Here is a 22,028-nt window from a genome sequence, read left to right as displayed (position 1 = left end):
GCAAGGCTTGATTGGCCAATTCAAGCCTTGTTTTTTTGTCGCGAGCACGGCCACAGCGGGCAAGTTTTTCGGCGTTTACAAAAGGAGAGGGCGGGTGAGAGCTTATGTTGCGCCAAGATTGTTAGAGTTCATGATATTTCTTAGCGGTTACTTTTTTTATCGCTATCAATATGGCGTGGAAAACGAGTTTGTCTCCTTCAACCTTGCCGTGGTTCAGATGGGCGTGGCCCTCTATGCCTTGATCAGGTATCAAGTCAAGCTGGCTTCACTTCTGGCGGTCCTGGGCTTTTTCTGTGTTTCCTTGCTGTTGCAGTTTTTTTATTACTACGCCTACGTGATTCCAGAATCCCAGCTTCCTGGTTCGGCGTTGGAGTACCTGTTTGCCTCGTTGCGGTTGTGGGGCTACCTGCTGCTGTGCTGCATGTATGCGATTACCGTGCGTCGCGATGAGCTCCCCGCGTTTTGTGATGCGTTCATCTTGCTGTCGAGGTTTTCGGTTGTCGTGGCGGTTGCATCAATGCTCGTCTACTACGCGACCGGGCAAGCGTTCCTGATCAACGTCTACATCGGCGAGCACCTCGTCAGGCCCCAGGCGTTTCTGTCCGAGCCCTCGTCATTCGCCCCGATCACGGCCGTGCTGTTCATCGTGGGTTGGCTGCGGCATTCGAAGCTCGATATATTTCTGGCACTGCTGGCGCTGGCGATCACCTTCTCGCCCATCTCCATCCTGGTGACGGTGATCACGGTGTTCTTGTACGCGTTTTTCTATCTGGTCCGCAGTGTCCTTGCGAGGGCCGTCGTGATCGGCGCTGCTGCGGCTGTAGTGGCGGTAGTGCTGTCGCTTGACTGTGCGTCGCTTGTGACCAGCCTGAATGGCTTTGAGCGCACACTGGGGCGTGCCTCCTGCGGTGTGCAAGTGATGTTTTACGACGACTTGAGAAATAGCCTGGCGACAACCTTCACCAACCAAAGGCTGACCTCGACCCTGTTGTCGATGGGGCTGGTCAAGGACCATGGGGGCCTGTTGTTCGGCTTCGGCTTGAACTCGTCGTCGATTTTCATGCCTTCGTTGTTCGGCGTGGTGCGTGAAAACTCACTGTGGGTTTCGATACTGCTCTTCTATGGGGTGGTAGGGGTTGTAGGGTTCCTGATCACGGTGCTGCTCGGCGTGTTCTTTAGCTTCCAGGTCAACAAGGAATTTGCCGTTTTCTATCTGGCCGTGCTGGTGTCGTCCACGATCAACTCCGCGGGTGGCTTCTACTTGTATTCGCTTCTGTTCTTCGCGCTGACGGTCTTGATATTTGGGCGGGGCGAAAAACAGCGGCCGATGCTTGGCCAAGGCGTGCTCTCGACCTAGTTTTGGTGGCGCAGGGCAATAAAAAACACCGGTGCTTGGGCCGGTGTTTTTTATAAGAGCATTCGCAGTGGCGCTGGCTGTCAACTCCGAGCGAGAACGACGGTCAAGTTGGGGGCGAACGTGATATCGCCGCGTTGCAAGTACAAGACGCCGAAAAATTTGTCAAAGAACCAGCGCAGTGGGCTGGCGAAGATATTGTAGGCCGCGTACTTCATGGGTGACCCCACGATGGGCATGGACGGGGCGCCGCAATATTTGACATCAAGGCCAATGGACTCCGCGAAATACCTGATCTTTCCGCTGCCAATGGTTGTCTTGTGAGTGACGTCGCCGTGCTGGTGCGTTCGGCCAAATGGGCTGTCGCCATTGGGGAACCTCGCCAATATGGCGCCGCCAGGGCTGAGGAAATGCTTGAGGCTGGTCAGGAAGCTGGGAATTTCGTGCTGGTCGATATGCTCCAGAACATCGAAAATCACAATAAGATCAAAAAGCCTGCCGCTCGGAATGCTGGAGAGGTCAGCGTAGGACTCATATCCGTTCTGACCCGCCATCTTGACCAGCTCATCGCTTATTTCAACGCCAACGGTCTTGAATCCGGACTGCACAGAAAATGAGATGAACTCGCCGTTGCCAAAGCCGACTTCTAGAACGTTTTCGATCTTGGTTACGCCGGTTTTTCTTATTTCGGACTTGAAAAAAGCCTGGTGCCACTTGCTGTGCTTGCCAAACGAGCTGTCGTCCCATCTTTTCCAAGAGAGATATTGCTCTTTGTTATCTTCGCTCATACCGTCCTCGTATTTTGGATATATCCTAAAACTACAACGCGCAAAGAAGCCAAGTGCGAAAAACGTCAGGCGACCGATACTATCTGCTAATTCCTGCAAATGGAATCGTGGCAATCGCGGCATCGGGTGGCATTGCTTTGATGGCCATTCACTGTGGGCAGCTACCTGCCACTGTCTTCACCTGTGGGTGGGAAAACTCGCGTGCAGTCCAGGCGCGAGCGTGGGCTTTTTCCCCAGGCCTGGCTTGGTGCGCTTTTCACAGGTCGATCCACAGGGTTTAACCACCTCCCGAACCCGCGTATCATCCCCGCACACCTATCTGACCCTCCCCACGCAAGCTCCCGACCAAAGGTCCAGCTCCCCCAGCGTGCGAAGCAGCGTCAGATAACCGCACGACCACCACAGACACACAACGACCAGCCAGTTTCATGGCAAGGCGCCAGGCATGCCGGCTGTCCGCAGGATGGGACGGTGCCGATGAGTTTTAAAGGAATGGGTTTTGACTAAGCGTAGAAAGGTTGCAATCGTTGGCTGTTCGTACCGTTTCCCCGGCTCTACCGCCGCAAGCTTCTGGCAAAACCTGATGGCAGGGCGTGACCTGGTCACCCAGGTTGACGCCTCGCGTTGGGAAAAGGCCGAGTTCCTGCACCCGGACAAGGCCAACCCTGCCACCAGCTACACCTTCGCTTCGGGCTCCCTGGGCGATGTCAGTGCGTTCGATGCGGGCTTCTTCAATATCTCCCCGCGCGAGGCGGGGATGATGGACCCGCAACAGCGCATCCTTCTGGAAATGTGCTGGGAAACCTTCGAGAACGCCGGGGTCAAGCCGTCCAGCCTGCGTGGCAGCAACTGTGGTGTGTACCTGGGCATCGCCAGTGTCGAGCAGGCCTACCGCCTGGTCGATGACATGGCGGCCATCGACGGCGCCACGGCCACCGGCAACACCATGAGCATCGCCGCCAACCGGCTGTCGTTCTTCTACGACTTGCGTGGCCCGAGCATGGCCATCGACACCGCCTGCTCGTCCTCGCTGGTGGCCTTCCACCAAGCCTGCCAGGCGATCCTCTGCGGTGATGTGGACCAGGCCGTGACCGGTGGCATCAGCCTGCACATGCACCCGTTCGGCTTCATGATCTTCTCCAAGGCAACCATGCTCTCGCGCACTGGCCGGTGCCAGTCGTTCGACGAGAACGGCGATGGCTATGCACGCTCCGAGGGCGGTGGTCTGTTCCTGCTCAAGGATTACGACCAGGCCTTGGCCGATGGCAACACCATTCTCGCCGTGGTCGCGGCCAGTGCGGTGAACACCGACGGGCGCAAGTCCAGCCTGACCCTGCCCAATGCCGACGCCCAGGCGGCGCTGCTCAAGCAGGCCTACGCCAAGGCCGGTATTGCACCTGAACAACTGGATTACCTGGAAGCCCACGGTACCGGTACGTCGGTGGGTGACCCGATCGAGACGCGTGCCATCGGCGAAGCGCTGGGCCAGGCGCGTGGCGCCGGCAACCCGCTGCCGATCGGCTCGGTCAAGAGCAACCTTGGCCACCTGGAGGCAGCCTCGGGTGTGGCCGGCCTGATGAAGGCACTCAACTGCCTGGCCGAGCGCACCGTGCCGGCGACCATCGGGGTCAAGGCGCTCAACCCGAATATCCCGTTCGGCGACCTCAACCTGCAAGTGGTCACCGAGCCGCTGGCGCTCAAGCGCGAAGGGCAGTTGACCGTCGGCGTCAACTCGTTCGGCTTTGGCGGCGCCAACGCCCACGTGATCCTGCAAAGCCCGGAGCCTGCCCAGGCTGCCGCGGCCAATTCGCATGCCGCGCGCGTGCCGCTGCTGCTCAGCGCCAAGACCGAGCAGGGCCTGCGCGCCACGGCCGAGCGGTTTGCCGCCTATCTGGCCGAGCATCCTGAGGTCGACTACTACGATGTCGCCTACCAGTCCATGTTCCGCCGCGACGCCCATGTCCACCGCCTGATGCTGGTCTGCGACACGCCTGCCGAAGCGGCCCAGGCGCTGGACGACTACGCTCAGGATCCGACGCTCAGCGAGCTGAGCGCGGTGCTAGAAGCCGGCCAGGCACTGGAGGCGGCCAGCGGGCCGGTGTTCGTCTATTCCGGCAACGGTTCGCAGTGGCAAGGCATGGGCCGGGCGATGCTCGGCCAGCCCGTGTTCGCCGCTGCCGTCGAAGAAGTGGATGCACTGTTCCAGCCGCTGGCGGGTTATTCGCTGCGCGCCGAGTTGCTGGGCGAGAACGGCGAAGGCCGCTACGCCCGTACTGAAATCGCCCAGCCGGCGTTGTTCGCCCTGCAAGTGGCGGTCACCCGTGTGCTGGCGGCCGAAGGCATTCGCCCGGTCGCGGTGGTCGGCCACAGCGTGGGTGAAGTGGCCGCCGCCTGGGCCAGCGGTGCCCTGAGCCTGGAAGACGCGACCCAGGTCATCTACCACCGCAGCCGCCTGCAAGGCATGACCCGTGGCACCGGCCAGATGACGGCAGTCGGCTTGTCCGGCGAGGCCACTGCGGCGCTGATCGAGACGCTGCAGCTGGCGGGCCGTGTGGTCGTGGCCGGTGAAAACAGCGCCCGTGGTGCAACCGTGGCCGGCGAGGTCGAGGCCCTGGCCGTGCTGGAAGAAGCCCTGGCCGAGCGCCAGGTCTTTGCTCGCCGCCTGGACCTGGACTACGCCTTCCATTCGCCGGCGATGAACGCTATCGAGCAGGCAGTGATCGCCGACCTGGCGCACATCCGCCCAGGTGCCGCGCAGATTCCGTTCTATTCCACCGTGGTCGGTGGCGAGCTGGCCGGCGAGCGCCTGGACAGCCACTACTGGTGGCAGAACATCCGTTACCCGGTGCTGTTCCAGGGCGCCCTGGATACCCTGGTACGCAACGGCCTGAACCTGTTCGTCGAAGTCGGCCCGCACCCGATCCTGCGCAGCTACGTGAACGACGTGCTGGCCCAGTGCGAGCAGCCTGGCCAGGTAATCGGCACCCTCAAGCGCCACGACCACAGTCTGCAGTTGCTCGAACGCAGTGTGGCGCGCCTGCTGCTTGCCGGCACCGAACCGCAGTGGCCGCAACGCTTCCCGGTCACCGGGCGTCCGCTCAGCCTGCCGCACTACGCCTGGCAGCGTGACCACTTCCAGTTGCCGGTCAGTGCCGAATCCCTCGGTACCCTCAGCCGTGAGCGCGTGCATCCGCTGCTGGGCTACCCGCTGCTGGGCCATGCGCTGACCTGGGAAAACCGCCTGGACACGCAACTGTTCCCGACCCTGGCCGACCACAAGGTCGGCGAGTCGGTGCTGTTCCCGGGCGCTGGCTTTACCGAGCTGGCCTTGGCGGTGGCGCAGCTGCATCAGCCCGGCGAATTCGTCGACATCGAGGAGCTGGAAATCCACAACCCGCTGCTGCTGGGCAGCGAGGGCAGCAAGAAGGTGCGCGTGCAGGTCGAAGAGGCCGACGGCACCCTGCGCATCACCTCGCGTTCCCTGGCTCAGCGCGAAGACTGGGTGCAACACGTGGTCGCGCGCCTGCCTGGCGAAGCCTGCGGCGTACTGCTGGGCGGCCGTGCGCCAGCCTTGCCGCAGCGCGCGGCGGACTTCAGCGCCGAGCAGCACCTGGCACTGACCCGCGCGGTCGGCCTCAACTACGGCCCGGCGTACCAGACGGTGGCAGCGGCCTGGGTGGAGACCGATCGGGTACTGGCTCAACTGGCGGTGCCGGCTGCCATCGAAGGTGAGCTTGCCGAACTGCACCTGCACCCGGCCTTGCTCGACGGCGCCTTCCAGCTGATCACCGAACTGTTGGCCAGCCGCCCGGGGCGCAACCCAGGGCTTGCGTTCATCCCGGTCAAGCTGGGCCGGATCGCTTTCACCAAGGCCGGTGGTGTGCCGGCGTTGGCCGAGGTGCGCCAACTCAAGCGCACCGAGCATTCGCTGTTGGTGGACGTGACCTTGTTCGATGGCAACGGCGATGCCGTGCTGGCGATCAAGGAGGCGCGCCTGCGCGCCGTGCGCCTGCAGTACGACCGTAGCGGCGAAATCAAACGCCTGGGCCACGTCGGCCTGGCCGCGCCGGGCGCGGTCGTGCCGATCGAGCGCCATGCCGTGGCCTCCACGGCGCTGGCCACCGCCCTGCAGTGCCTGGCTGACGAGCCGGCGCAAGTGCGCTACCTCAACGAGGTCGAGCCGCTGCTCGACGTGCTGTGCGCAAGCTTCGTGCTCGACCTGGTCGAGCAGGCTGGCGGGCGTCTGAGTGCCGAGCAGGTCGCGCTGTGGTCGCAAGGCCAGGGCGACTACCTGGCGGCGTTGCTGCGCCAGGTCGAACAGGATGGCAGCCTGCTGCGCGGCGCCGATGGCAGCTGGCAACTGGCCGACAGTGGCGAGCGGCCGGCGTCGGAGGCGATCTGGCAGGAGCTGTTCCAGAGCTACCCCGAGTACTTCCAGATCATCCACTCGGTGGGCCGCATCGGTCGCCACCTGCCGGCGCTGCTCGACGGCAGCCAGGCGCTCGACAGCCTGCTGCCACGCGAATCCAGTGGCGCCAGCCTGGCCCGCCTGGTCCTCGGCGCGGCGGGCCAGCAGCGCCTGCTCGCCGGTATCGGCAATTCCCTGGCCGAGCGTCTGGCGCGGCTGCCGGCCGGACAGCGCCTGCGGGTGCTGGAGTTCGGCTTTGGCGGGGCGTCGTTTGCCGAATTGCTGTATGCCGGGCTGGACTTCGACCGTATCGACTACCTGTACTGCGTGGCCGAGCCAGACCTCGAACAACGCCTGCGCGACGATTGCCCGGCGCTGACGGTGCTGGCCCCCGCGCAACTGGCCGAGGCCGGCCACTTCGACTGGGTGCTGCTGCCGAGTGACCTGGGCGCCCTGGCCGCAGTCGGCGATGCCTTGCGCCAGGCGGCGGCGCAGCTCAACCCCCATGGCCAACTGGCGCTGCTGGGACAGTACCCGGCGCGCTGGGCCGACTTTGTCTTCGGTGCCCAGGCCGATTGGTGGTTGGCCGGCCCCGAGCAGGCGCTGTCGCGTCAGCAAGGCCCGGCGTTCTGGAGCCATGAACTGCAACGTCACGGCCTGAGCGCATTGCGCACAGTCGATGCATTGCCGGGCAACGCTTGCGGCAGCTACCTGCTGCTGGCCGACAAGCCGGCAACGACGGCGAGTGCCTCCCCTGAGCCTGCCGTGCAGCATTGGGCCGTGCTGGCCGAAACCGGGCACGGCGCCGCCCAGCGCGTTGCCGAGCAACTGCGCGAAGCGGGCCAACATGTCAGCCTGCTGCTGCCCGGTGATGCCCAGGCGCTGGCCAGCCAGCTGGCTGCACTGGGCCAGGCGCCGGAGCATGTGCTGCACCTGGCTGGTTTCGACAGCGCTGCCGGCCTCGATGGCCAGGCCGAGCGCTGCCTGCAGGCAGCAGCGCTGGTGCAGGCTTGCGAGTCGCTGAACATGGCCCCGCAGTGCTGGCTGCTCTGCCGCGGTGCCGCCGAGCACCTGTACGGCGGCGACACCGCTGCCGCCATCGACGCGATTGCCGATGCCGCTTTCTGGGGCTTCGGTCGCACCTTGGCCAACGAGTCGCCGAACTGCCGCATTCGCCTGCTCGACCTGGCCTTTGACGCGCCCGTCGAGCTGGCGTTGCCGGCCTTGCTCAATGCCGATGCTGAAACCGAGCTGGCGCTCGATGGCGCAGGCCGCCGCTACGTGCCGCGTCTGCGCGTGCTGGCCAGCGGAGCCCTGCGCGGCGTTTCGGCCGAGCACTGGGTGTGCCTGGGCTTCGACCTGCCAGGCCAGCTGCGCAACCTGCGTTGGGAAGTCCGCGAGCCTCGCGTGCCTGCGGCCGACGAGCTGGACATCGCCGTGCGCGCCACCGGGCTGAACTTCCGCGACGTGATGTTCGCCCTCGGCTTGCTGTCCGACGAGGCCATCGAGAATGGTTTCTCCGGCCCGACCCTGGGCTTCGAATTCGCAGGCGTGGTGCAAGGCAAAGGCGCCGAGGTGCTGGGCGACTTCGCCCCGGGTGATCGCGTGGTGGGCTTTGGCCCCTGCAGCTTCGCCAACCGCCTGGTGACCAACGCCAACGCCGTGGCCCGAATCCCCGACGGTATGTCGTTCGAAGCGGCGGCGACCATCCCGAGTACGTTCTTCACCGTCTACTACGCGCTGCACCACCTGGCGCGCCTGGAACCGGGCGAGAAGGTGCTGATCCACGGCGCCGCCGGTGGCGTCGGCATCGCCGCGATCCAGATCGCCAAGTGGCTGGGTGCCGAGATCCATGCCACCGCAGGCAGCGACGAAAAGCGCGACTTCCTGCGCCTGCTGGGCGTGACCCATGTCTACGATTCGCGTTCGCTGGCCTATGCCGACCAGGTGCTGGCGGCAACCGGCGGGCGTGGTGTGGATGTGGTGCTCAACTCCCTGGCCGGCGAGGCGATCAACCGCAACTTCCGCGTGCTCAAGCCGTTCGGCCGTTTCCTCGAACTGGGCAAGCGCGATTTCTACCAGAACACCCGCATCGGCCTGCGCCCGTTCCGCAACAACATCAGCTACTTCGGCATCGACGCCGACCAGCTGATGAGCGAACGCCCGCAGCTCACCCGCCGGCTGTTCGGCGAAATGATGGCGCTGTTCGAGCAGGGCATCCTGCACCCGCTGCCGTTCCGCGAGTTCGACGCCAACCAGGTGGTCGAAGCCTACCGCTACATGCAGCAGGCGCGGCAGATCGGCAAGGTCGTGGTCACCTACGGCAACCCCATCGAACAGACGGTCGACACCCGCGAGCAGCCCCAGCGTGCGCTGCAGCTGGCGGCCGACGCCACCTACCTGGTCACCGGCGGTCTTGGCGGTTTCGGCCTGCGCACGGCGCAGTGGCTGATCGACAAGGGTGCCCGTCACCTGGTACTGCTGGGCCGCCGTGGCCCGGCCAGCACCGAAGCGCAGCCGCAGCTGGCGCTGTGGCACGCCCAAGGCCTCGATGTGCAGGCCGTGGCCTGTGACATCACCGACGAAAGTCAGCTGCACGGTGTGTTCCAGCGCATCGCCGCCAGCCCGTGGCCACTGCGTGGCCTGGTGCATGCCGCGACGGTGATCGACGACAGCCTGATCCGCAACCTCGACAGCGAGCAACTGCGCCGCGTGCTGGAGCCCAAGGCCAAGGGTGCGCAGTACCTGCACCAGTTGACCCAGGGCTTGGCGCTGGACTTCTTCGTCATGTTCTCTTCGGCCACCACCCTGTTCGGCAACCCTGGCCAGGCCAACTACGTGGCGGCCAACCACTGGCTCGAAGCCCTGGCGCGGCACCGCCATGCCCAGGGCCTGGCGGCAACCGCGGTGCTCTGGGGGGCGATCGACGACGTTGGTTTCCTGGCCCGCAACAGCCAGATCAAGGATGCCCTGCAAAGCCGCATGGGCGGCGCCGCCCTGCGTGCCGAGGCGGCGCTGGCACAGCTCGAAGCCATGCTGCTCGACGGGGACAACGGCCACGGCGTGCTCGAACTGGACTTCAAGGCCTTGTCACGCTTCCTGCCAAGTGCCAACACGCCGCGCTTCGCCGAACTGGCCCGCGCCCACGGTGGCGACCAGGACGATGACAATGACGGTGAAGACATCCAGCGCATGCTCGCCGAGCTGGACGACGCTGCGTTGCTCGAGCGCTTCGCCGAGATGCTCAAGCACGAGGTCTGCGAGATTCTGCGCTTGCCGCCTGCACGCCTGGACACCCAGCGCCCCTTGCAGGAACTGGGCCTCGACTCGCTGATGAGCGTGGAACTGGTGGTCGCCCTGGAAGAGCGTTTCGGCGTTCGTTTGCCGGTCATGGAGCTCAGTGAAAGCTCCAGCATCGACAAGCTCAGTGTGCGCCTGCTGGAACTGCTGCGCGGCGACGAAGGCAGCGGCGAACAGCAGCTGGCGCAGAACGTGCTGGCCCGGCATGGCAGCGAACTCAGTGCCGAGCAGGTGGCTGAGCTGAACGCCGAGCTGGCCGATGCCAGTGTGGCGCCTAACCGTCTGATTGATTAAGAGCCTTCGATGACTGCAAGAACTCCAACCGGCCTGGCGGGCGATACCAAGCAACGCCTGATCCAGCAAGCGCTGGCGCGGCGCAGCCAAGGCGCTGCGCAAGTGGCCCAGGGCGCGACCCTGGAACAGGCGCAGCAGGCTGCATTGCAGGTGCCGGAAGCGTTCTATCGCTTCGACCAGCACCCCGGCTACCAGCAACTGCGGGTCATGCAGCAAGGCGCTGCGCGGCTTGGGTTGAGCAACCCGTTCTTTCGCATGCACGAAGGCACTGCCGGTGCCTCGACCCGTATTGGCGAGCGCGAGTACCTGAACTTCGCCAGCTACAACTACCTGGGCTATTCCGGCCACCCGCAAGTGGCCGAGGCGGCCAAGGCCGCCATCGACCGCTACGGCACCTCGGTGTCGGCCAGCCGCCCGGTATCGGGCGACCGCCCGCTGCACCGCGAGCTCGAGCGTGAGCTGGCCCGGTTGTACGGGGTGGATGACGCGGTGGTGATGGTCAGCGGCCATGCCACCAACGTCACCACCATCGGCTACCTGTTCGGCCCGCGTGATCTGGTGGTGCACGACGAGCTGATCCATAACAGCGTGTTGCAAGGTATCCAACTGTCCGGTGCCCGTCGGCTGAGCTTTCCACACAACGACTGGCAGGCGCTCGACCGCTTGCTGGGCGATCAGCGCCAGCATTTCGAGCGGGTGCTGGTGGTGGTCGAAGGCATCTACAGCATGGACGGCGACTACCCGGAGCTGCCACGGTTCGTCGAACTCAAGCGCAAGCACAAAGTGTTCTTGATGGTCGACGAAGCACACTCGCTGGGTGTGATGGGCGCGACCGGCAAGGGCATTGGCGAGCATTTCGGCCTGGCCGGGGATGATGTGGACATCTGGATGGGGACGTTGAGCAAGACCCTGTCCAGTTGCGGCGGCTACATCGCGGGCAGCACGGCGCTGATCGAACACCTCAAGTTCCTGGCGCCCGGGTTCCTCTACAGCGTCGGCATGCCGCCGGCTGTAGCGGCGTCAGCGTTGGCGGCGCTGCAGTTGCTGGCCGGGGACCGCGAGCGGGTGGCCAAGGTCCAGGCGCGAGGGCAGCTGTTCCTGCGCCTGGCGCGTGAAGCGGGGTTGGATACTGCAACCAGTACAGGGTTGGCGGTGATTCCGGTGATTACCGGCAGTTCGTTCAAGGCCGGACGGTTGTCCAGCGCGCTGTTCGAGCGCGGCATCAATGCCCAGCCGATTCTGTACCCGGCGGTGCCGGAGCAGTCGGCGCGGGTGCGGTTCTTTGTGTCGTGTGAGCACAGCGAGGAGCAGATACGGCATACGGTGGCCGTGGTGGCCGAGGAGATGGCGCGGCTCGGCTGAGGCAGGGCCGACCCTATCGCCGGCAAGCCGGCTCCCACACGCGACCTCAAAACGGCGCGGTCCCTGTGGGAGCCGGCTTGCCGGTGATGAGGCCGGAACAGGCTCAGATGTAGGGCGCCTCATAGGCATTCAACTGCTCGATGAAGCGCCAATGGCTCTTCTTGTCGAACCCCATCAAGCGCTTGAGCCGCACATCCCAGCGCATGTGATGATTGGCGATCCACGGCAACGCAAACAGGTGTGCCCCACGCCACGGCAGGAACGGGTTACGCCGCAAGCTGGCATAGATCTCCACCCGGTGGCTGGCCTTGTGGCTCGCGCAGCGGGCATGGAAACCCGAGGTATCGGCGACCACCAACGTATTGGCCGGCACGGCAAAGCGCCGGGGCGCGGGCAATCCGAGGGCGGCGAGTTGAGGCTCGTCGATGCGCAACGAACCTTCCCGGTGCATCTGCTCGGGCGAACGGGCGGCATCCAGGCTTTGCCGGTACTCCCAGGCCAGGCGCTCCGGGGTCAGGCGATGCGAGCCGGGCACATAGCTGAATGGCCCCTGGTCTTCCTCCACATCATCCAGAAACAGCCACGCCTTGGCCGTCGGGTGGAAGGTGTCGGCGTGCAGCCGGGTCTGCGGATCCTGGTCGGCGCTGGCCGCATCAATCACGATCGACTGCAATTGATAGGTGATGCCACCGGTATTGGATGACGCATAGGCAATCAGGTCGCGTACGCCGCGGTCCGCCACGAATGCCGCACTCGCAGGATTTCGCGCCAGCACGTCCTGATCGAGGCTGACGCGTCGGGTCACCGCGCGGCCCTGGCGCATTTCCCAGCCGGTGCTGCGCAACTCGCCCAGCTCTGCGCGCAGGGCGGCGAACTGCTCGACGGGAAGGGCGTTCTCACGGATGAAAAATCCGTTCTGCTCGAAGTGCTCGCGTTCGCCGGCATCCAGCCGCTTGGCCAGCGCCTGGCGGCGCCAGGCCGCCATGGCCATGGCCAGTTGACGGCGCTGCACGTGCAGACCCAGGGCATTGAGCCGGGCGCTGCCCAGTACGGGGTTGTTCTCGAACGATTTCGCGTGGGTGGCCAGTTGCAAGCAATGCCAAGGGAGTGCCGCGTAGCGGCCGATGTCCTGGATCGAAACAGGCATGGTTCAGTCCTTTGCTGGGAGCAACACTCGGCCGCAGCCGAGCATGGTCCGGGTGTAGTTGAGCAACGGTGCCACTCGCGGGTATTCGGCCAGCCGCGCAGGGCGCGGCATGGCCAGGCAGGCGAGGGCGTGCCAGGCATCGCAGGGCAGGGCTTGCTGGACGTCGGCATAGCGCGCATAGCGCAGCAGGGCGCCGGCTACCAACTGGTCCAGGGTCAGGCGCCGGGTTCGGCGCGGCAATGGCTGGTGGTCGCGGGTCAAACCCCAGCCGGCATAGAACGGTGTGCCATAGGTCACCACAGGCAGGCCGCGCAGCAGTGCCTCGAAACCGGCCGTGGAACTCAAGGTGTGCAGCTCATCGACCTGGCCGTACAGCTCGGCGATGTCCGCCCCGGCCACTACCTGGTCGGCCAGGCCGACCAGGTGCTCGCTGGCTACCTGTCCCTGGCGTTTGCCCGCTTCCACGTCCGGGTGCGGTTTGTACAGTACCCACGCCTGGGGCAGCGCCGCGCGCACCTGTTGCAGCAGGCGCAGGTTGCAGCCGGCACCGCCACCGCTGCACAGCGCCGAGGCATCGTCCTCGACTTGCCCGACCACCAGTATCCGGCGCTGGCCCGGTTGGCCGAGCAAGGCCGGCAAGGGCCCTTGGCGCAGGTTGAATTTGCTGGTGCCGCTGGCAACGATGCGCTCACGCAGTCGCGCCGCATCGGCCAGGCAGGCCGGGTCGAACTCGCCGTGCTGCAGCAGCTGTTCCAGGTCGCTGGCGGAAGCTGCGTCGTAATGGATGCCGCCACGGTCGAGCACCAATGACAACGCCGGGCTGTTGTTCACCCCCAGGCCGGTGGAGCGCAGGAAGCCATCTTCCACACGCCATACCGGCACCCCGGCGGCCTTGGCGCGTGCGGCCATGTCTGCCGGCTCACGCGCGGCCCACAGCAGCAGCCGGCCTTGTTCGGCAGCCACTTGCGTTACCAGTTCAGGGCTGTCCACGGCAAAGCGCAGCTGCCCCCAACGGCTGGCGAAGAAACGCCGAATGTTGTGCTGCTTGTGGCGCTTCACGCCCAACACCGTGGTATGCCCGGCAAACTCCGCATCGCGGGCCTTTTTGCGCGCCAGTTGCCGGGCTACGGTGAGGGCATCGGTGAGTGCGCCGGTCAGCGGGTCGACATATCGGCAGTAACGGATGTACGCCGCGGCCACCAGCTGCACCAGGTCAGGCCGGGCCTGGCGCCGGGGGATGGCCATGCGGTCATCGGTCAGGCCCCAGCCGGCATAGAACGGCAGGCCGAAACAGGTCACCGGTACGCCCTGGATCAAGGCTTCGAGCCCAGCCTGGCTGGTGCCGATGTACACCCGCCGTGCGCGCCTGGCCAATGAGGCCCAGGCCACGGGCCGTGCTTCGAGCGTCACACCACGGGCCTTCGCCGCTGCCAGCAGGCAGCTGGGCTTTTGCCCGCCCAGGCAGTCGGGGTGGATGCGCACACGCACATCGGCATCGGGGTTTTCCGCCAGGGCGATGTCGAGCATGCGCACGTAGTCCGCTTCGCACAGGCCGCCGCCGGGGATCGAATAGTCACCGGCCGTCTGGTCCACCACCAGCACCAGTGGGCGTTCACGGCCCAGCGGGTCGTCGGCGGGCAGGTCAGGGGCATTGTTGTACTTGCCGATGCCGCTGCTGCGCATCAGCGCGATCAGCTCGCGGGCACAGGCCAGTTCAGGGGCGGTCAGCGCTTCGGGTTGCTGAAGGATGTTCTCCAGCAACGACGGCCGGTCGGCCAGGTAGTGGATGCCAATGGGATCGACCACCATCGACATGGGCGTATCACCCTCGATGCCCAACGATGAAGAACGCAGGAATCCATCTTCCAGCGCGATATAGGGCAGGCCCCAGCGCTGGCACAAAACGCGGGCATGGGCCGACGACTGCTTGTAGCCGATACCGGCGATGGCCTTGAGCCCCTTGGGCTTGCCCGAACCTCGGCGCCACAGCCAGAACGGCGGGCCTTCCGGGCCAAGGAACTGCGGCAGGTGCAGCACCTTCCAGGCCACCCACTGGGACATGACGCCGACCCAGCCCGGGCCCTCTACCAGCGCTTGCGGGGAACTCATGGCAACGACCTCCACATGCCGCGCACGGGTGGGAAAGGCACCCAGCGCTTGCGCCGCAGGGTGAATCCGTTGTGCAGGTAAAGGCGTCGGGCGCGGGGGTTATTCAGCGGCACCTCCAGCTCGATACGGGCAAAGCCCTGGCCAGCGGCATGCGCGCAACAGGCTTGCACCAGCGCTGAGCCGATGCCCTGGTTGCGCGCGCTGCGGTCTACGCGCAAGCCGTACAACAAAAAAACGTAGCGCCACTCGCGCAGCTCGCTCAGGCAAAAGCCAACGAACCGCACGGCGCCATTGAAAAACCCGAACTCACGCACGAATGGCCGCCAGTGCAACCCGAACGGCCCACGTCGGTGATGCTTGAACGCGGCAAAGCCCACCGCCCGCTCGCCGTCGAATGCCAGCAGCACGCGGTCCCAGTGGATGCCTGCGCCCAGCAGGCGCAAGCGGCAGGTGCTGTCGCCCAGCAGAAATGCCAGCGAGCCGCGCCCCTGGCTCAGCAGGTGCGCCAGTGCAGGGTCTGCGGCACGCTCGGGGGCCAGCGCCGATCCCAGGACGATATGCACCACGTTGTCAGACGACCCCAGCAGCCGCCGTGCGTGCCCGCGCGGCGGCAACTGGCGCATGGGCCTGTGCCAGCAGCGCGCTGGACAATGCCTCGACACGGATCGGACACGCGTTGCTGCCCGGCTGGCGGCGGTTGGACCACAGCAGGTAATCGGTATCTCCGGCGGGCGCCCCGATAGCCTGGTACACCTCGGGCAGAATCGGCACATGGTCGCCGAAGAAGCACAGCAGGGCCTCGTTGGGGTTCGCCAGCAGCGTTTCGCGCAGCATGCCGAGCATGCGGTCGGCATTGCCGATGTGCCGCAGGTAAGGTGCCAGGTCCTGCATGCCCGGTTCCAGCGGGCGGTCGAACCACGTGGGCAGTTCGTCTGCATCGACGGTTTCAAGGTGCAGCGGGCCGTGGTTTTCCATGGTCACCGCGTGGATGAACAGCGGCTGTTTGCGCCCGGGTGCCTGCAACAGTGCGCGGATTTTTTCCGCGACGGCGCAGTCGCCAATGAACGGGCCGGCTTTTTCCGAGGCGTTGAAGGCGCGCACATCGATGAACTCGTCGAAGCCCAGCGCTGGCAGCACCTTGTCACGGCCGTAGAAGCTGCCGTCGTAGGGGTGGATGCAGACGGTGCGATAGCCCATGGCCTTGAGGCGCGAAGCGATGCTGGGCAGGCCCTGGCGGGCGAGCACGCGGTAAGGGTTGAAGCGGTGCACGCCCAGGCGTTCGGCCGGGATGCCGGTGAGGTAGGCGAATTCGGTGCGCACGGTGTTGGCGCCCCAGGCGGCGACCTGCAGTTTGCCGTGGGCCAGGGATTCGCGGGCCAGCAAGTCGAACTGGCCGAGCACCTCGGGGCGCACGCCTGGCCACAGGTCGCGGACGTCGAAGAAGGATTCGCTCTGGATAGAGATCAGGTCGGGTAGTGGGGTTGCCTGTGCCGGCCCTTTCGCGGGGCAAGCCCGCGAAGAGGGCGGCACAGGCATTGCGGCAAACGGCGACCCCAACCCGGCCCGATCCACCTTGGCCCGTGCCGCCCAAAAGTACCGCCACAGGCTGGCCGCCAAGCCCCAGCTCAGCAAGTCCTTCTCGGCATCGAAGCTTGGCTTCACCGGCCGATGCCCCAGGCGCAGCAACCCCAGCCCCAACAGCAACGGCAGCAATGCCTCGCCCCGTGCCTTGGGCACTTCAAAGCTCAACCCGGCCCACAGGTAAACGACAAAACCTACCGCCAGCACCGCCGCCTTGGCAAACCCGAAAAACGGCAGGTACAAGCGCGGAAACTTCACCGCATCGCTGAAGTACTCGAAGTCTGCACACACGAACGGTTCGCGCAGCGAGTGGTACTTCGAATTGCTCACCAGCACGATCAGCAGCCACAGCAGCAACACATTCACGCCACTGAACAACGGCCGCGCCGTCAGCCCGTACAGCAGGCCGAAACCCACGCACCACAAACCCATGTGCAGCAGCCAGCTACTGGCCGGCCGCTGCAGGGGCGGGCGGGGCACCAGCAGGCGCTCGACCAGCACGGTCAGGCCCAGGCCGGCCAGGGCAACCGGTAGCCAGGAAACATCAATCACTGTATTTCAACCCACGCAGAATCATCGAGGAAAGCCACTGCGGGATCAGCCCCAGCAGCCAGGTGCCCAGGTTGAGCGGGAAGGGGAAGCTGATACGCGCCTGGTTCGCCGCCAGCCCGCGCTTGATACGTTTGGCTGCCTTTTCCGCCGTCCACAGGAACGGCTTCGGCCCGGGCATCTCGAAGCACATCTTCGACTCCACATAGCCCGGCACGATCACGTTGACCTTGACCCCTTCCGGCGCCAGCCAGTCGCGGATCGCCTCGCCATACACGCGGATCGCCGCCTTGCTGGCGCTGTAGGTCGGGGTCACCGGCAGGCCTCGCCAACCGGCCAGCGAACTGAACAGCGCGATCTGCCCATGGCCGCGGGCGCGCATCACCGGCAAGGCCGCTTCCACGGTGGCCAGTGCCGCCATCACGTTCACCTCCAGCAAGGCGCGGCTCTCGTCCCAGCACTCCGCCTCGCCGTTGGCACCCACCGCCGTGTTCAGGCCGGCGCCGACCAGCACCAGGTCGGGCTGATGCGTTTCGCTGACGCGCCGCACCATCGCCCGCAGGGCATCCAGGTCACGCACGTCGAGGGCTTCCAGCAGCACCGTGGCGCCCAGCGCTCGGCATTGCGCGGCCATTTCGTCCAGGCGGTCCTGGCGTCGGCCCTGCAGGATCAACGTCACGCCCGGCGCGGCATAGGCGGGCGCCAGCGCGCCACCGATACCGCCGGTGGCGCCGGTAATAAGGATGCAGCGGGGTGAAGCTGTGTGGCTCATAGGTAGTTTTCGATTCTTGAAGTTCTGGCCATCAACACTTCCAGGCAATTGGCCACGGCCATGTTGATGCCGCAGCCGGTGTAGAACCCGCCGTTGATCTGGGTGGTGTGGATGACCGTGTTGCGAAAGCGTTGGAACAATGTGTTATCGGGTGCCTCGGGCTGCTGCCAGAAGCTGTCCAGGCCATCCTGGTGGGTCAGGCCGGGCATGGCGTAGATCGGCTCGGCCAGGGTGCAGGTCGGGCGATGGTGAAGAATCGCCGACGCCCCGGCGGTGCTGTTGACGGTGATCATCCCGGTGATGTGCGAGAGCAGCGTGGGCATATGCCCGCTTTCCAGGAAATCGACACGGTCGGCCACGTCGTACTTGGCCGCGAGCCGGGCGGTGACCTTGCGGTAGTTGATCAGCCCGGGTGTCAGCGGGTGGTTCTTGACCAGCAGGCGGGCATCGAACGGCGCGTTGAGCGAGAACGAGTCGATGACGTGCTCGATCACCTGCTCCATGTTCTGAAAGGGCGAGTGATCGCGGATCTGCGCGTCGCTGTCCAGTTGCAGTGGCAGCAGGAAGGTCGGGTGGCGCTCGCGGGCCACCTCGGCCACCAGCGCATCGTCATGCACCCGCGCCCGCAGCAGGCGCAGGCCCTGGCGGATGAAACCGGCATACTCCACGGCAGCATTGAACGGCGCATGGGTGCGATAGCGCGGGTAGCACAGCGCGTTCAGCGCGCCGCCGGCGTGGTACAGCACATCGTGGGTGGCGCGTGCGGCGAACGACAGCTTGAAGGCATTGCCGTTCTGGTAGCGCGGGATGTGCTTGCCCACCTCGCGGTACCACTGCGGGTCGCGCGGCAGGCGCGAATGGTTGTTCACCCCGTCGCGCTCCAGCGTGACCCAGTACGGGCGGAAGTAACCTTCCTCGAACACATGCACGCGCACGCCATGGCGGCGTGCCAGCGCCACTGCCCCTCGATGCACCGGGCGACAGTCGCCGAACAGCACCAGGTCAGTGATGTCCAGGCGGCGGAACACCTCGGCGAACCATGGCTCGCTGTCTTCGGCGCGGCACGGGCAGTTCAGGGACGGGCCGCTGGCGCCATACAGCGCGTCGCCGACACTGAAGCGCACGCTGTGCACGCGCTGGCCGATGCCGCGCAGGGCGTTGGCCAGGCGTGCGAAGAAGGGCGAACTGACGCCTTGCAGCAGCAAGAAGTTGTGAGTCGGGATGCGCAGCAGCGGACCACGGGCAGACGCTGACGTCAGCCGGCCGGGCGCTTCATGCCCAGCAAACTGCTCAAGCGTCGTTTCAAGTCCTGCCATCGAGAGGTAGCTCCTTGCTGCGGTAGCGCATGCCAATGCTGTAGTTCGTAAAGCGTCTGTTCTGCGGTGGTGAAGCGGTTGGTGATGCGACTGACGTAGGTGGGATAGAGCAGTAGTGTCCCGGCCACCAGCTCATCCAGGCTCAGGCGCCGGGAGCGCCGGGCCTGCACATGCAATTGCAGGTCCATGTCCCGGGTCAGCCCCCAGCCGGCGTAGAACGGCTGGCCCCAGGTGGTGACCGGCACGCCGCGCAGCAAGGCCTCGAAGCCCGACTGCGAGGTCAGCACATGCACCTCGTCGACCACTTCAAGCAGCTGCTGCAGCGGTGTGTCGCCGATCACTTCGTCGCACCAGTGCACCGTCTGCGCCTCGTCGTCACCCCGCGCGCGGGTGCCGGCGAGTACTTCGGGGTGCGGTTTGTACAGCACCCATGCGCCTGGGTTGTGCTCACGCACGGCGCGCAGCAGCTGCAGGTTGCTGCGTACTTTGTGGCTGCCGAAGCGGATCGAGGCATCGCCCTCGACCTGGCCGGTGACCAGGATCACCCGTCCGGCTGTGGCCGGGCGCTGCCAGCTGGCCCCGGGCAGGTTGTATTTGGTCAGACCGGCACGGCAGATGGCCTGGCGCAAGGCGCCGGCGCGGGCCAGCAGCTCGGCGCCGAAAGTTTCGCTGGCCAGAATGCGTTCCAGCCGTGAAGGGCGAGTGGCGTCGTAGTAGATGCCCAGGTCATCGACCACCCACGACAACGGTCGTGCCTTGCCGGCGCCCAGGCCGACCGAACGCAGGAAACCGTCTTCGACGCGGCTGACTGGGAGAGGGTGGTCATGGAGGTGGTCGTCACTCTTGCAGCCCCACGACACCACGGGCAGGTCGCGGGTCAACGGTTGCTCGGCCTTGACGAAACGGATGGCCGCGCCGTTGAAGAACAGGTCGGCCAGTGGTTCTTTCCAGCGACTGAAGCCGAGCATCTGCACCGTATCGGGCAGCAGGCTGCGGTGACGACGCTGCAGGCCCAGCCAGTTGATCAGCACTTCAGGCGTGCAGGGGGTGCCGCGCTCTGGGCACACATAACGCGGGTAGGCCACCAGGCTTGCGTGAATCAGCTGCGCCAGCGGCACCGGATGGCGCCGCGACGGGGCTGGCAGACGGTCATCGGTCAGGCCCCAGCCGGCATAGAACGGCATGCCCCAGGTGTGCACCGGCACCCCCCACAACAGGGCATCGAAGCCAAGCTGCGAAGTCATCACATACACCGCGCGCATGCGTGGCAGCAGTTCGGCGGGGTGTACGTTGCGCGCCAGCACCTGGACACGTGGGTGGTCGGCCAGCGCTGCCAGGTCGAAATGCCCGGCCTTGTGCCCGGCGACCACGTCGGGGTGCACCTTGAGCAGTACGGTGCTGTGCGGATAGCGGGCCAGCGCCGCGTCGAGCATGGCCTTGAAGTCGTTCGCCCCGGCGCCTTGCAGGGAGGCGTCGGCACAGGTCTGGTCGGCTACCAGCACGCAGTCATCCGGCAGTGCCGGGTGCTCGATGCGCGCGTCGTTGTACTTCGACACCCGCTGCTGCTGCCACAAGTTGCGCAGCGCCAGGGCACGTTCGCTTTGTTCGGCGCTGAGCGACGTGGCGATCAGTTGCTCGAGCCGCGAAGGCTGGCTGGCGTCGTAGTAAACGCCCACCTCGTCGACGATCAGCGACAGCGGCGGCTCATCGGCGCCCAGGCCCACTGAACGGACGAAGCCGTCCTCCAGCGTCAGTACCGGCTTGCTCGCCTCGCGCGCCACGGCCATGGCCTTGAGCGCACTGGGCTTGCGGCCCCAGGCCATCACCCAATCTGCAGCCGGCACGTCGCGCACGGCACCGTTATGCAGCGCGTAGTCGGGCAACAGGGCGGGCAAAGTGCTGATGCGCTGGGCTCCCTTGGAAAGGACCAGCAGGCGCGGGCGAGGTGACGCGTCATCCATAAACGAGCAGCAGGGTTCCATACCGAAGACTGAGGAAAGGCGACGGATCCCACAGACAGGATCCAAAATCAGGACAGGGAATCTTAATACAAATTCACATTTGGCGAAGGGTTTTTAGAGGTGATTCTTATAAAGAAATTAGACATTGTGCGGAAATGCCGCTGAATGGGCATCAAAATGCCATCAACTGCGATTTTGCACAATTTTGTGATCGGTCACCGATTTGCGTGCGGTTGTTGAAATCCATCCGAACTTTTGCGCTAGGACTAATCTCGTAATCAGGGTTCGTCACTCGATTCCTGTCATGGAGACTTCCCGCATGCGAACACGCAAATTGCTGCGTCACACCTGCATTCTCGCCCTGATGGGCGCTCCACTGGCGGCAAATGCCGCGCCCAATACCGATCCACTTTTCGTTATAGGCTTGATAGGTGCTTACGATGAGTTCACCTTCCACGGCGGCAGGCAATCGCAAAGCGAATACGTAGGGGAGGGCGGTGTATTCGCAAACTACGGGAACAAGATGACAGCCGAGTCCGGGCTCGTTTACCAGCTCGGTGGTGAAGGCAAATACGCCGAGCAGGACAACTACAAGTTCAAGGACGCCCGGCTGGGGCTCGACCTGGGCTGGCGTGTGGCGCTGGATGCCCGCAACTTCGCCGACGTGATCGTGGGCGCGGGGTACGCCTGGCAGCGCTTCGAGCTGGTGTCCCACAGGCGTGACACCGACCTGACTTACAAATCACCGTTCGTCAAAGCCGCACTGGGCTACAACCACCAGTTCGACACGGCGACCCTGCGGCTCGAGGGCGGTGTGCGCTACGCCGTCGGTGGCGAGGCGAAGCTCGATGTGGACGGTTTTGACGACGAAACCAGCGACACGAAGGACCGTGCCAACCCCTATGCGGAGATCACCTTGCTGATGAACCAGCAGGGCGACTTTCCCATTCAGGCGGGGCTGTACTACATCCAGACCAAGTACGAGCTCGACGATGAGTCGCTGGCCGCAGACAACACCGAACTCAAGCGTGATGAGTATGGGGTGAAGCTGGGGATGGCGTTCTAAGGCAGGCTGTAGGGTGGTTCA

General features: G+C 65.1%; 12 protein-coding genes. 4 read left to right on the top strand and 8 right to left on the bottom strand.

Translation table 11 applies throughout. The annotated features are described in order from the left end of the window. Window positions 1–94 precede the first annotated feature (94 nt). A complete protein-coding gene (locus ACIPZB_RS19915; protein WP_400642247.1) occupies window positions 95–1,357 on the top strand; it encodes a hypothetical protein in 1,263 nt (420 codons plus the stop codon). Between the two features lie 80 nt (window positions 1,358–1,437). On the opposite strand, the gene ACIPZB_RS19910 is transcribed toward ACIPZB_RS19915, so the two are convergent. Continuing rightward, entirely contained in the window at window positions 1,438–2,142 is a 705-nt protein-coding gene (locus ACIPZB_RS19910; protein ID WP_400642246.1) for a class I SAM-dependent methyltransferase, read from the bottom strand. A 499-nt stretch (window positions 2,143–2,641) separates the two neighbouring features. On the opposite strand from ACIPZB_RS19910, the gene ACIPZB_RS19905 reads away from it, so the two are divergent. Both ACIPZB_RS19905 and ACIPZB_RS19900 read left to right on the top strand, forming a co-directional pair. After that, the gene (locus tag ACIPZB_RS19905; RefSeq protein ID WP_400642245.1) at window positions 2,642–10,144 is read left to right on the top strand and encodes an SDR family NAD(P)-dependent oxidoreductase; all 7,503 of its coding nucleotides are present in this window, start codon (window positions 2,642–2,644) and stop codon (window positions 10,142–10,144) included. A gap of 9 nt (window positions 10,145–10,153) precedes the next feature. Next, window positions 10,154–11,506, top strand: coding sequence for an aminotransferase class I/II-fold pyridoxal phosphate-dependent enzyme (locus ACIPZB_RS19900; protein WP_400642244.1), 1,353 nt, complete (start codon window positions 10,154–10,156; stop codon window positions 11,504–11,506). Between the two features lie 103 nt (window positions 11,507–11,609). Here ACIPZB_RS19900 and ACIPZB_RS19895 read toward each other — a convergent pair whose 3' ends face one another. Genes ACIPZB_RS19895 through ACIPZB_RS19865 form a run of 7 tightly spaced genes read right to left on the bottom strand, consistent with a single transcriptional unit; the run spans window position 11,610 to window position 20,941 of the window. Further along, a complete protein-coding gene (locus ACIPZB_RS19895) occupies window positions 11,610–12,653 on the bottom strand; it encodes a phytanoyl-CoA dioxygenase family protein (RefSeq protein ID WP_400642242.1) in 1,044 nt (347 codons plus the stop codon). A 3-nt stretch (window positions 12,654–12,656) separates the two neighbouring features. Continuing rightward, window positions 12,657–14,762: a capsular polysaccharide biosynthesis protein gene (locus tag ACIPZB_RS19890; protein ID WP_400642241.1), complete on the bottom strand. Its 2,106-nt coding sequence runs from the start codon at window positions 14,760–14,762 to the stop codon at window positions 12,657–12,659. Next, on the bottom strand, window positions 14,759–15,328 hold the full coding sequence (locus ACIPZB_RS19885) for a GNAT family N-acetyltransferase (RefSeq protein ID WP_400642348.1): 570 nt from the start codon (window positions 15,326–15,328) through the stop codon (window positions 14,759–14,761). Before ACIPZB_RS19885 ends, ACIPZB_RS19890 begins: the two co-directional genes overlap by 4 nt. 4 nt (window positions 15,329–15,332) lie before the next feature. Next, on the bottom strand, window positions 15,333–16,895 hold the full coding sequence (locus tag ACIPZB_RS19880; RefSeq protein WP_400642240.1) for a sulfatase-like hydrolase/transferase: 1,563 nt from the start codon (window positions 16,893–16,895) through the stop codon (window positions 15,333–15,335). Then, entirely contained in the window at window positions 16,888–17,664 is a 777-nt protein-coding gene (locus tag ACIPZB_RS19875) for an SDR family NAD(P)-dependent oxidoreductase (protein WP_400642239.1), read from the bottom strand. Before ACIPZB_RS19875 ends, ACIPZB_RS19880 begins: the two co-directional genes overlap by 8 nt. Then, complete coding sequence (locus ACIPZB_RS19870; protein ID WP_400642238.1) at window positions 17,661–18,980, bottom strand: capsule biosynthesis protein; 1,320 nt, start codon at window positions 18,978–18,980, stop codon at window positions 17,661–17,663. Before ACIPZB_RS19870 ends, ACIPZB_RS19875 begins: the two co-directional genes overlap by 4 nt. Beyond that, on the bottom strand, window positions 18,920–20,941 hold the full coding sequence (locus ACIPZB_RS19865; RefSeq protein ID WP_400642237.1) for a capsular polysaccharide biosynthesis protein: 2,022 nt from the start codon (window positions 20,939–20,941) through the stop codon (window positions 18,920–18,922). The genes ACIPZB_RS19870 and ACIPZB_RS19865 overlap by 61 nt, the downstream gene beginning before the upstream one ends. A gap of 319 nt (window positions 20,942–21,260) precedes the next feature. Here ACIPZB_RS19865 and ACIPZB_RS19860 point away from each other — a divergent pair, with 319 nt between their 5' ends. Beyond that, entirely contained in the window at window positions 21,261–22,007 is a 747-nt protein-coding gene (locus ACIPZB_RS19860; RefSeq protein ID WP_400642236.1) for a hypothetical protein, read from the top strand. The last annotated feature ends 21 nt before the right edge of the window (window positions 22,008–22,028 follow it).

It is taken from the genome of Pseudomonas sp. NPDC089396, assembly GCF_044749545.1.
GTDB lineage: Bacteria > Pseudomonadota > Gammaproteobacteria > Pseudomonadales > Pseudomonadaceae > Aquipseudomonas.
Note: the sequence above shows the minus strand (reverse complement) of the source record. Positions and strands in the feature narration are given on the sequence as shown.